Origin of the sequence: Nitrosospira briensis (genome assembly GCF_900115125.1) — a bacterium.
GTDB classification, from domain to species: domain Bacteria; phylum Pseudomonadota; class Gammaproteobacteria; order Burkholderiales; family Nitrosomonadaceae; genus Nitrosospira; species Nitrosospira briensis_A.
This window is the reverse complement of the sequence record NZ_FOVJ01000009.1, coordinates 53,389-65,811: the sequence shown is the minus strand read 5'-3', so window position 1 is coordinate 65,811 and position 12,423 is coordinate 53,389. Positions and strand designations below refer to the sequence as shown.

General features: G+C 56.2%; 6 protein-coding genes. All 6 read left to right on the top strand.

Features of this window, described 5'->3' with window-relative positions; genetic code table 11:
* The first annotated feature begins 132 nt into the window (after positions 1–132).
* Positions 133–642, top strand: coding sequence for an RNA polymerase factor sigma-70 (locus BMZ14_RS13490; protein ID WP_083396801.1), 510 nt, complete (start codon positions 133–135; stop codon positions 640–642).
* Positions 643–773: 131 nt separating this feature from the next.
* Positions 774–974, top strand: a complete 201-nt coding sequence (locus BMZ14_RS13485; protein WP_074798525.1) for a FecR/PupR family sigma factor regulator — start codon at positions 774–776, stop codon at positions 972–974.
* A gap of 327 nt (positions 975–1,301) precedes the next feature.
* Positions 1,302–1,532: an MbtH family protein gene (locus BMZ14_RS13480; RefSeq protein ID WP_074798474.1), complete on the top strand. Its 231-nt coding sequence runs from the start codon at positions 1,302–1,304 to the stop codon at positions 1,530–1,532.
* Positions 1,532–2,269 (top strand): thioesterase II family protein, encoded by a 738-nt coding sequence (locus tag BMZ14_RS13475; RefSeq protein ID WP_074798472.1) that lies wholly within the window; start codon positions 1,532–1,534, stop codon positions 2,267–2,269. Before BMZ14_RS13480 ends, BMZ14_RS13475 begins: the two co-directional genes overlap by 1 nt.
* A 66-nt stretch (positions 2,270–2,335) precedes the next feature.
* A complete protein-coding gene (locus tag BMZ14_RS13470; RefSeq protein WP_074798522.1) occupies positions 2,336–7,693 on the top strand; it encodes a non-ribosomal peptide synthetase in 5,358 nt (1,785 codons plus the stop codon).
* The gene (locus BMZ14_RS13465; RefSeq protein ID WP_074798470.1) at positions 7,693–12,375 is read left to right on the top strand and encodes a type I polyketide synthase; all 4,683 of its coding nucleotides are present in this window, start codon (positions 7,693–7,695) and stop codon (positions 12,373–12,375) included. Before BMZ14_RS13470 ends, BMZ14_RS13465 begins: the two co-directional genes overlap by 1 nt.
* Positions 12,376–12,423: the final 48 nt, after the last annotated feature.

Below are 12,423 nucleotides of genomic sequence, written 5' to 3'. Positions count from 1 at the left end.
GATCTCGTCAAAAATTCCTCGGCTACAACTTACCTCCCGTAAATTTATCCATATTGTAAAACAAAAATTGTTATATGATAATAAGAATAATTCTCGTTATTGTTATTATCTGCTTTTGTGGGGGATGCGTAGATGATGGTTGAGGAACAGGTTGATTTAAGCGAGGTGTTCATGGCTCATAGGTCTCAGTTACGCTGGGCCGCCCTGAAGATTCTGGGTAACCCGGAGCGAGCCGAGGATGTGGTACAGGATGCTTACCTGAAAGTCTCGGAGGCGGCAGCGGCTTTCAATATCAAGCAACCGTTGGCGTATCTGTTTCAGATGGTTCGTAACCTGGCTATTGATCATCATCGGCGAGCCGCGCTGGAAATGAATCTCTTCGAAAACGAGGATGGCGGGCTACACGTCCCATCCTTGACCGGAACACCGGAGGCTATTGCAATCAGCCGCCAGCATCTGACACTCATTGCAAAGGCGATCTCCGAACTTCCTGAACGGACGAGGCGCGTCTTTGAACTCTATCGCCTGGAAGGGCAGACCCATCGCGTGATTGCGGCCGAGTTGCACATCTCCACTTCTCTGGTAAATACCTTGATCCATGAAGCAATGGATCACTGCCGCGCGGTCTTTCAGTCTGCATGATTCGCATATTTATCCTTGAGGCGCGACATATCCACTATACTGATTTTCAAGCCCTAACGGGCTAAACACGAAAATCGATGGATTCATGATTGGGATAAGTCGAACCAATTTCACATGGATGTGTGGCCGGCGTGCAACGAGAAGATATAGTCTGGAAAACAGCGGTGGAGTGGGTAATACGAGAGCATGGGTCGTCAAATTCCGCCGACCTCAAAGAACTGATCGCATGGCTGAACCAGGATTCCTCTCATAGAGCCGCCTATGAAGAAGCCTCGCGCATCTGGTTGCTTGCGGTCTTCGTTCCATCATCCACCCCGCCTTCGAATGAATGATCGCACTGTAATTCGCATCATTTTCGGCAACCCCCTGCACCTGACCGCGGTCTTTTTCCCGCGTCATTTCAAGGCGCATGGGTTGACCTGTGTAACCCCTGCTGAAAAAACCTGAACAACCGACTCGGGAAGCGGATTCGATCGTTGAAAATTCCCTTCGCCAGGCGGCGCCCGGTGCTGGGCGTGCTTCGGGTGCCGAATTTCAGAAGCTTCAGGTAAGCACCAATCAATTTTCTTGAATTCCCGGCGTGCTGAATCGTCTAGCTAAATAAGACTAAGACGCATTTCGATTTTGTGTGAATCTGAACCAAACCTAGGAAAAAAGCCATGACCAGTTGCCTTGACCGCGAAGATGGGATGTTTCGCGTTTTAATCAATCACGAAGAGCAGTACTCAATCTGGCCTGATTGGAAAGCCATCCCTGGCGGATGGAGCGATACCGGAGTCCTGGGGAGCAAGAAAAGCTGTCTGGAATATGTTGAAAAAGTCTGGACCGATATGCGTCCACTTAGCTTGCGGCGCTTCATGGAAGAACAAGCCGCGGTTGAAATGCGCTGATGCCTGCCCCGCTAACGCTTTTCAGCCTGCCTTGTGCCGGCGCCAGTGCCGCTATGTATCTCAGGTGGCGGAGGAGGCTACCCTCATGGGTCCAGATCCAGCCAATCGAATTACCTGGCCGCGGCGGACGTTTGAATGAAGCACCCGAGAGGTCTTTCGATGCACTCGCTGCACGCTTGTGCGATGAGTTTGAAATGTACCCGCCGCAGCGGTATGCACTTTTCGGGCACAGCATGGGGGCGCTGCTGGCTTATCGGATTGCGCACTACATGCAAACGAGAAAGCGTCCGCTGCCCATCGCCTTGCTGTTATCAGCTTGTGCAGCGCCCTCCCGGCAGGATGCGAAACGGTATGCCGACAAGGATAGCGATGCCGCCCTCATTGCAGACCTTCGCAAGCAGAAAGGAACACCGGAAGAAGTATTCGAGAATCCAGAACTGCTCTCCATGACGCTCAGTTTGCTCGGCATGGATTATCGCATCTGCGCAAGCTTTCGGTATACGGAGTTACCTCCGCTACCGATACCGATACATGTTTTTGGTGGGCGCGCCGATGAGATTCGTCCATCCAAACTGGACGCGTGGCGATCCGAGAGTGCGGCGGATTTCTCTGTGGACTGGTTTGAGGGCGGTCATTTCTTTCTGCGGCAGCACGAAGACGCATTTCTTCCCGTTCTGGTGCAGCGTCTGGCAGGCAATGCCATTGCACCCTCGCATTCAGCTCTTATCTCTATCTGACACTGTTCCATCCGGCGTAGAAGTATGGATTGTTTCGGCAGTTCCGAGCCACTTGAAAGGGTTACGATGAATCAAAGATCATTTTCCTCTCGTACTTATCCCGCAGACATGGTAACGCATCTGCGGAGCCTTGCGGTCGAGCGCGCAGGCGATACTGCATTGATTGCGGTGCATCAGGAGGGGGACGCCGCGGTCGATAAAAAGATCGATTATGGAACCCTGGATCACCATGTCCGGGCGCTGGCTGCTACATTACAGGAGCGTTTTGCAGCCGGTGAGCGGGCATTGCTGTTGCTCGATAACGATGAGCATTACGTCATTGCCTTCTTTGCCTGCCTTTACGCAGGCCTGATTGCCGTGCCTGTTTTTCCGCCGGAATCGGTGCGCGAACGGCATTTGGCCCGGTTGCTAGCCATCGCATCCGATGCCGAGGCGCGTTGTATCCTTACCACGAGCGAAATCTTGCCAATGATCAATAGCGCAGCCCTGGCGCCATTCGCTAAAGCTACGGTGCTTGCGGTGGATGCGGTCGATCTTGGCGGCGCATCGGCCTGGCGCTCATTTGTCCCGGAAGGTGAGGACATTGCCTTCCTGCAATATACCTCAGGGTCTACTTCTACACCAAAAGGGGTAATGGTCAGCCATGGCAACCTGATGGTGAATGAACAGACTTTCGAGCAAAGTTTGTCCATCAGCGAAGACGATGTATTCGTCAGTTGGCTGCCCCTTTACCACGATCTGGGGCTGATTGCCGGTTTGCTGCAGCCTGTCCACCGGGGAATCCCTGCCATTTTACTCACACCCAAGTTTTTCATCGAACGACCGGTACGATGGCTCGAGACCATCTCGCGCCATCGGGCGACAATCAGCGGCGCGCCAAACTTCGCTTTTCAGCTTTGCGTCGAGCGTGTAAGAGATGCGCAGTTGCAGGGCCTGGACTTGTCGGCGTGGAGGGTCGCCTTTTGTGGGGCGGAACCGGTTCGTTACAGCGCTATGAGGGCGTTCATGAAGCGCTTCGCGCCGGTGGGATTCTCCACGGGGACCATTTATCCCTGTTATGGACTGGCGGAAGCAACACTGATGATTACCGGTGGCACGCGCGGAGACGGAGTAGAGGCACATTGCTTCTCGACCGAGATGCTGGCGCAAGGCATTGCCGAGGTGGCGGAGGAAGGAACATGGCTGGTCGCCTGCGGAGTGCCCGTACCAGGTCATGCCGTCAGGATGACGAATCCGGAAACATTTGCCGCATTGCCCGACTGCCAGGTGGGTGAGATCTGGATAGGCGGGGCAAGTCTTACCCTTGGCTACTGGCGGCGCGCCAGGGAAACGGCCGACACGTTCGTTATCCATGAAGGCGAGCGCTGGTTGCGCACAGGCGATCTCGGATTCTTCTATAAAGGGCAAGTTTATATCGCGGGACGGCACAAGGATCTTATCATCATACGCGGCCAGAACATTTACCCGCAGGACCTCGAACAGGTAGTTGAAGATGAGGTTGAGGCCGCGCGAAAGGGCAGGGTTGCCGCATTTTCGGTAGAAACTGAAAATGGGGAAGGCATTGGAATAGCCGTGGAGATATCCCGCGGTATGCAGAAGCTTATTGCCGTCGAAACTTTAGTGCAAGCAGTGAGCGAAGCCGTAAGCGGAAGCTGCCACGAGCCTTTGTCGGTTGTCGTGCTGCTGAACCCCGGGGGACTGCCCAAGACCTCCAGTGGAAAATTACAGCGGGCCGCGTGTAGGCAAGGATGGCGAGAGCGCGCGCTTGACGCCTATGCAATTTACGAGTTCGGCGATTATGTGGTCGGCGGCAGCGATAAAGCCGCACCGGCCCTGGCAGATGAAACCGAGATTAAGCTCGGGGGCATATGGGAAACCGTCCTGAACCGGGGGCGACCGGGGCGCGAGGACCATTTTTTTGCCAGTGGCGGAAATTCGCTCGCAGCGGTTCAGGCTGTGGCGCGTATTGAAGAGCAATGGAATATCGATTTTCCCATACGCAGTCTGTTTGAAAATCCAAGGTTGCACGAGTGTGCAGTCGAAATCAGGCGGGTTCTGTCTGCAGGTGCTCTACCGCGCACCGCCAGCGTCAGCCTGTTTCCGGTCGCGTTCAGGATTAACGCAGTTAACGCAGACAGCTCGTCGCCCCTGTCTTTCGGCCAGCAGCGTCTATGGTTTCTCTGGCGACTGGACCCGTCGTCCACGGCATACCATATCAAGCATGCGCTGCGAGTGTGGGGACCTTTGGATGTGCCGGCATTGCAGGCGAGCTTCGACGGGTTGGTCGCGCGCCACGAATCCTTGCGCACGATTTTTCGCTCGGGAGAGGATGGATCGGTTGAGCAGATGATCCAGCCGGTATCGGAATTACGCATTTCGCGAATAGATTTGACCCAAACGCCCGGGCCAGAGCAGGAAGCGCGAGCGCGGGAAGAGGCGGAACGCTTTATTTCAATCCCCTTCGATCTCACCCGAGGCCCACTGCTGCGAGTGGCGTTGATCCTGATGCGAGAGGACGGGCGTGGGCAGGAGGTTCAGCATGGGGATGAACATATCCTGGTGATGGTCATGCATCACATCATCTCGGATGGGGCCTCGATGCAGATATTGCTTGATGAACTCGCCGCTGGCTACGTGGCTCATGCGCAAGGCGAAACGCCTCGTCTCGATGCGCTGCCGATCCGATATGCCGACTATGCCAGCTGGCAGCGCAACTGGCTGGAAGAGGGGGAGAAAGACAGGCAATTGGGGTACTGGCGCGATTACCTGGGTAACGAGCATCCGGTATTGGAACTGCCCGCGGACCGTCCAAGGCCGGCAGTTGCAAATTATCAGGCGGAACGCCACGTCTTCGATCTGCCGCCCGATGTGTTGAGCAGTTTGCGTAGACTTGCTCAAAGCCGGGGTGCAACGCTTTTCATGGCATTGATGGCCGCCTTTCAGGCGTTGCTCTACCGCCACACGGGACAGCAGGATATTCGCGTTGGCGTACCGGTTGCCAATCGCAACCGGATTGAAACCGCTGGGTTGATTGGTTTTTTTGTGAACACCCAGGTATTGCGCGGCAAGATTGACGCCCGTATGGCACTGTCGGCTCTTCTGGGTCAAATAAGGGAAGCGGCAATTGATGCCCAAGCCCATCAGGATTTGCCATTCGAGCAACTGGTCGAAGCATTGCAGCCCAAGCGGAGCTTGAGCCACAGCCCGCTGTTTCAGGTAACGATCAATCACCTGATCAGCGACCGCCGCAAGCTCGAGCAGATCAAGACGCTGAAGATGGTGGACTACCCCCTTCGCGAGCAGGCAGCCCAGTTCGAACTCATACTGGAGACGGTCGAGTCGCCAGTCGGCAGCGTTAGCGCAAGCTTCATCTACGCATCCGAACTCTTCGATATCACGACTGTTGAGCGACTGGGGCGTCACTACGTCAGCATGCTCCGCACACTCGCCGAACAGCCGGGGACGGCAATCGGGGATGTTGGCCTGCTAAATGAAAGCGATACCGCTAAACTCCAAGCCTGGGGAACAAATGAGCCTCGCCCTTCAGTTCATCAACTGGCTTATCAACCGGTACACCAGCTTATAGAGCGGCAGGCGGAAAAACACCCCCACGCCTGCGCCCTGATTTTCGCGGATACTGAGTTAACCTATCGGGAGCTAAATTGTCGATCTAACGGCTTGGCCCACCGGCTCGTCCGGCTGGGTGTCAAGCCGGAAATAAAGGTCGGCATCGCGGTGGAACGCTCCATTGAAATGATCGTCGGCCTGCTTGCCATCCTCAAAGCAGGGGGCGCTTACGTACCGCTCGATCCCGACTATCCGCGCGAACGCCTCAACTATCTGGTGGAGGACAGCGCCGTCCGGCTGCTGTTGACGCAATCCCATCTCAGGGATCGTATCCAGGATTCGGCAGATTTGCTGGTGCTGGAACTGGATACGCTTGACTTGAATGGCGGTATCGAGACCAACCCGGAGATCGCGCTGCATCCCGATAACCTCGCATATGTGATTTATACCTCCGGATCGACCGGCAGGCCCAAGGGGGTGGGTGTGAGCCACGGTCCCCTGGCAATGCATCTGGCCGCTATTAGGGAAATCTACGACGTGCGGCCGGGCGATCGCGAACTCATGTTTTTCTCGATGAATTTCGACGCTGCCGCAGAACAATGGATTACCCCGTTGTGTGAAGGCGCAACCCTTGTCATCTCATCGGCAACAGACCTTGCCGGCGATGGTTTTGTCGATCGGATCGGAGGGCATCGCATAACCACACTGCATTTGCCGCCTGCTTATTTACGTCTGCTGCTTCCATTGCTGCCTGATGACGCCTCCTCGGTCCGTACTTGCATAGCGGGCGGGGAGGCGTGGTTTGCAGCCGACTTGGCGGCTACGCAAGCGGCTTTTCCGAATGCTCGCCTTGTAAATGCTTATGGACCAACCGAGACTGTCATTACGCCAGCCGCCTGGATAGCCCCCACCTCTCAAGCTACTGGGACGGAATTCGCCGGTGATTTTGCCCCAATCGGGCGACCCGTCGGCGACCGGAAGTTATATGTGCTCGATGAGGAGCTCAATATTGTTCCTCCAGGCTGTGCTGGCGAACTCTATATCGGCGGATCGGGCCTGGCGCGAGGGTATCTCGGTCGTCCCGGTCTTACCGCAGATCGCTTCATCGCCGACCCGTTTACCCAGGAAGAGGGGCGGCGCCTTTACCGAACGGGAGATCGCGTGCGCTGGCGGCGCGATGGTCAACTCGAATACATCGGCCGGCTGGATCATCAGGTCAAGGTCCGGGGTTTCCGGGTTGAGTTGGGTGAGATCGAAGGCCAACTATTGTCCCAGATGGGTGTGCGCGAAGCGGCGGTGTTGGCGCAGGGAAGCCCCAGTGGGACGCGCCTCGTCGCATATGTAGCTCCTCACGAAGGCGTGGTACTCAACGCATCCATGCTTAAGGCCGCGCTCGCTGCTGTGCTCCCGGATTACATGCTTCCCGGTTCGTTCGTGCTGCTCGATGCGCTGCCGCTCAGCCCCAATGGTAAAGTCGACCGTAATGCCCTGCCCTTACCTTCGGCGGAGCAGTTTGATCACCTGGATTACCAGCCTCCGATCGACGCTACGGAAACGATGATCTCGGAAATCTGGGGGGAAGTCCTGGAGCTTCCGCGTGTAGGACTACACAACAACTTTTTTGATCTCGGCGGGCATTCGCTGTTGCTCATCAGGGTCCAAGGCAAGCTTGAAGAGCGCCTGAAAACCCGGATCGCCATTATCGACCTTTTCAGATACACCACGGTAGCGGGCCTGGCCAAGTTTCTCAGCCAGGATCGCAACGAGCACTTATCGTTGCATCGTCACCAGGAGCGGGCGCAGCGGCAGAGAGGTGCTTTCATTCAACGGAAGCAGAGAGCAGGGAGAAATCATTGATGGATCATACGGAAGAACTGTCGGAGAGAGCCGATATCGATATTGCGATCGTCGGGATGGCAGGCCGTTTCCCTGGCGCTGATGACGTGGAGGCTTTCTGGCGCAACGTGCAGGATGGGGTGGAGTCGGTCACCTTCTTTACTGACAAGGAATTGCTGGCGCGTGGTGTTTCACGCGAGAAGCTGGATGATCCGCACTACATCAAAGCGGGCGCCGAACTACCTGGTGTCGACCTTTTCGACGCCTCTTTCTTTGGTTATACCCCGCGAGAGGCTGCGGAAACGGATCCCCAACATCGACTCTTCCTGGAAGTGGCGTGGCAGGCCTTGGAAGACGCGGGCTATGACGCTTCACGTTGCACCGTCCCCATCGGGGTCTATGCCGGATGCGGGGTCAACACTTACCTGATGCTGAACCTGTTTTCCAACGGACGGTTTTCGGACATGGAGGATATTTCTTCCCTGCAGGGCCTGATGAACGGGAATAACAAGGATTCCATGACGACGACCGTCTCCTACAAGCTCAATCTGCGCGGGCCCGGGATCACTGTGCAAACCGCCTGTTCGACTTCGCTTGCCGCCGTACACGTGGCCTGCCGCGGTCTGCTCAACCACGAAGCGGATATGGCGCTGGCTGGAGGCGTTTGGGTCAATTTGTTGCATGACGGGGGCTACCGTTACCAGCCCGGCGCCATTCTCTCGCCCGACGGCCACTGCCGTGCCTTTGACGCAAGAGCTGCGGGTACGGTGATCGGCAGTGGAGTGGGTATTGTTGTGCTGAAGCGGCTGGCGGACGCCCTGGCCGACGGCGATACGGTTCATGCAGTGATCAAAGGATCGGCAATCAACAATGATGGTTCGGCCAAAGTGGGTTATACGGCACCCAGCGTCGAAGGCCAGGCGGAAGTGATTCTGGCTGCTCAGGCTATCGCAGACGTGTCTGCCGATACGATCAGTTACATCGAGGCGCATGGCACCGGGACGACGATAGGGGATCCCATCGAAATCGCGGCATTGACGCAAGCATTTCGCGAAAGCACGGACGGACGCGGATTCTGCGCCATCGGCTCAGTCAAGACGAATGTGGGCCACCTCGATGCAGCGGCAGGGGTCGCCGGCTTGATCAAAACGGTAATGGCGCTGAAACACCGCATACTCCCGCCCAGCCTGAATTTCGAGCAGCCTAACCCGCAAATCGATTTTCCCGCCAGTCCTTTTTACGTCAACACCGCGCGCCAGGATTGGCAGAACGGATCGACACCGCGCCGCGCCGGTGTGAGTTCGTTCGGCATCGGGGGTACAAATGTCCATGTGGTTCTGGAAGAAGCGCCGGCGGTAGAGCCATCCGGCCCCTCCCGCCCCTGGCAACTGCTCACGCTGTCGGCGCGCAGCAGCAAGGCTCTCGAGTCGATGGTTGCCCATTCGCATGACCATCTGGCAACGCATCGCGATTTATCGCTGCCGGACACAGCTTATACACTTCAGACGGGAAGAAAAGGTTTTGCCCACCGGGCGATCGCGCTCTGCCGGGACAATGGTGATGCAATAGATGTTTTGGAAACCCGGTCAGCAGACCGTTTTATTACCGGACAAGTAACATCCGAAAATCGCCCCGTGGCATTTCTTTTTCCGGGGCAGGGCGCCCAGTATGTCGATATGGCTCGGGATCTTTACCAGGACGAGCCTGTTTTTCGTCGGGAATTCGACCGGTGTCTCGAACTGCTGGAGCCGTACCTTGATTTCGATTTGCGGACGCTTTTATACCCCGCTTGGGACGAAGTATCGGATGAAAAGCTGGATGAAGCAAGGAAGGCGGAGTTGTCAGCGCGGCTGGAGCAAACCGAACTCACACAGCCCGCACTCTTCGTAGTCGAATATGCTTTGGCGCGGTTGTGGATGTCCTGGGGCATCCAACCCGCCGCAATGATAGGCCATAGTATCGGCGAATATGTTGCCGCTTGCCTGGCGGGCGTATTCTCGCTTGAAGACGCATTGCGCCTGGTGGCCTTGAGAGGGCGTTTGCTGCAGGGCATGGACACGGGCGCGATGCTCGCGGTTATGTTGCCTGAAGCGGAAATAAGCCGTTATTTGACCGAAAGCTGCGGTCTTGCAGCAGTCAATGGACCTGAGCTGTGCGTTTTGTCGGGCTCGGTGACAGCCATTGAAGCGTTGGAAGGCGATCTAGGGAATCAGGGTATCGGGACTCGCCGCCTTCATGTCTCCCATGCATTTCATTCTGCACTGGTAGAGCCGATGTTGCCCGCATTTATGGATATGGTCTCCAGAATCAAGCTGGGCCAGCCGAAGATTCCTTTCCTTTCCAATCTTAGCGGCGATTGGATTACCTCCCAGGAAGCAACTGACCCAAACTACTGGAAGCGTCATTTGCGCGGGACAGTCCGTTTTGATGACGGCCTGCGCGAGCTATTGACCAATCCCGATCGGGTTTTGCTGGAGGTGGGCCCCGGCGAAACGTTAAGCACCCTCGCAAAGCGGCACCCGGAGGCAAAACCGGAGCAACTCATCCTTTCTTCTTTACCTCATCCCGGCAGAGCGCACCTGACTCAACCGCACTTTTATCTTTGCCTGGGGCGCCTGTGGCTCAGTGGGGCAGGTATCGACTGGGGAAATTTTTACGCCGACGAGCGTCGCTGCCGTATCCCATTGCCGACTTACCCATTCGAGCGCCAGTCCTACTGGGTCAAGGCCAAAAACGAAGAGAGGACCGAGAACGCTGGGAGCGGAAGCGCGGGCGCCGGCCCTGCCGGCTACGTCGCAACTTCAGGATTGCAGATAAAAGATATGCCGGCCGCTCGATCGCTGGACGACTGGTTTTACACATCCTCATGGCGTCGCGGCGACACCCTGGAGTTAGACGGCAGTCTTCCTCATCAGGCCGGATCGCTGGTCATCTTCAAAGATGAGCGCCATCTCGGCATTGCGCTGATCGGGCATTTGCTTACCCTCGGAATAAAACCCATCGTCGTTTCCACAGGCGCCGCGTTTCGCCGGCAGGATAAGGATCACTATGTCCTGCGGCCAGGAGAACGGCACGACTATGATCTTCTGTTGCGCAACATGCGCAACGACGGCAGAAGCATCGGTCATATCTTTCACCTGTGGAGCTTGACCAGCGATGACGAGCCGAGCGTCAACATGGGAGGTCAGGCAAGGAACTTCTTCATCTTGTTCTACCTTGCACAAGCGCTGGAAAGCGCCAGGCAACTTATTCCCACGGATGCGAGTGTCGAAATTACGGTTATCACCAATCAACTAGAAGACGTCACCGGCAGTGAGTCCCTTCGACCGGATAAAGCGCTGCTGCTGGGACCATGCAAAGTTATTCCCCAAGAGTACCCGTACCTTACATGCCGCCTTGTCGATGTCGAACTGCCCTCGGCAAGCAGCGTCGCGAAAAACCGGATGGTCAGGCAGATTCTCGCTGAGTCGCAAGCAGATCCTGTTACATCCGTGGTCGCCTATCGAGGGCCACACCGCTGGATTCAAACCTTCGAGCCCATCCGCTGCCCTCAGCCGACGAAAACGTCTCTTCGAGACAACGGAGTTTATTTGATCACCGGTGGATTGGGGGGAATCGGTCTGACGCTGGCTGAGCATCTCGCGCGAAACCATCGGGCAAAACTCGTGTTGTTAGGCCGCTCCGCACTTCCTTCCCGCGAGCACTGGCCTAAAGTGGTCTCGACAGTTGAAAAAACGGATCCAACCCGCATCAAGATCGAGAAGGTGATGCATCTGGAGGCGCTGGGCGCGGAAGTGCTGGTGCTGCAGGCCGACGTTGCCATTCAAGCCCGGCTGAAGGCGGTCGTTGCGCAGGCACGCAGCCGCTTTGGTGCCATTCATGGCGTTATCCATTCAGCGGGCGAAGTCGGCAGTGGGCTCATTTCGGAGAAAACAGAAGAGATGGTCGAGAAGGCATTTGCGCCAAAGGTACAGGGAACACTAGCATTGCATGCTGTATTCAAGGACGAGCCGCTGGATTTCATGCTGTTGTGCTCGTCGCTGGCAGCAGTTGCAGGAGGTCTTGGCAAGGTAGACTACTGCGCCGCTAATGCTTATCTCGACGCTTTTGCCAGCGCTGCTGCTCGTACGAAGGATCCTGAATCTACGTTTCCCGTTATATCCGTCAATTGGGACGGTTGGCGAGAAGTGGGGATGGCAGCGAATATGGCGATGCCTCAAGGGATGGGAATTGCGCCGAAAGAAGGTGCCAGTGCTTTCGAGCGTATTGTCAACAGCATGGCTCGACCACAGGTGATCTTGTCCACCCTCGATTTGCATGCCCGGCTCGACCAAACCCAGGAAGACCTGTTAGATCTAGTCGGGCGGCCTTCCGTGTTGGCGGAGAACGGACAGTTTGAGGAGGGTGGCCAGCAGCGCTATCCGCGCCCCGTATTGCCGACCGCTTTTGTCGCTCCCGAGAGCGAACTGGAGAAGAGTATCGCAGAAATCTGGCAAAGCCTCCTTGGCGTGGATGCCGTGGGCGTTCGTGACAATTTATTCGAGCTAGGGGGGGATTCCTTGCTAGGTATTCAACTGCTTTCCAGGGTGAGGTTGGCTTTTGGAGTCGATATAGGCCCTGCGGATCTTTTCAGATCTCCTACTATTGCAAGCATGGCCGAATTGGTTGAAACGAAACTATTGGACGAGATCGAATGCTCATAAATTTCGGGTTTATTGAAGTAATTTCCTCCAATAGATCAAGGGGTGTCT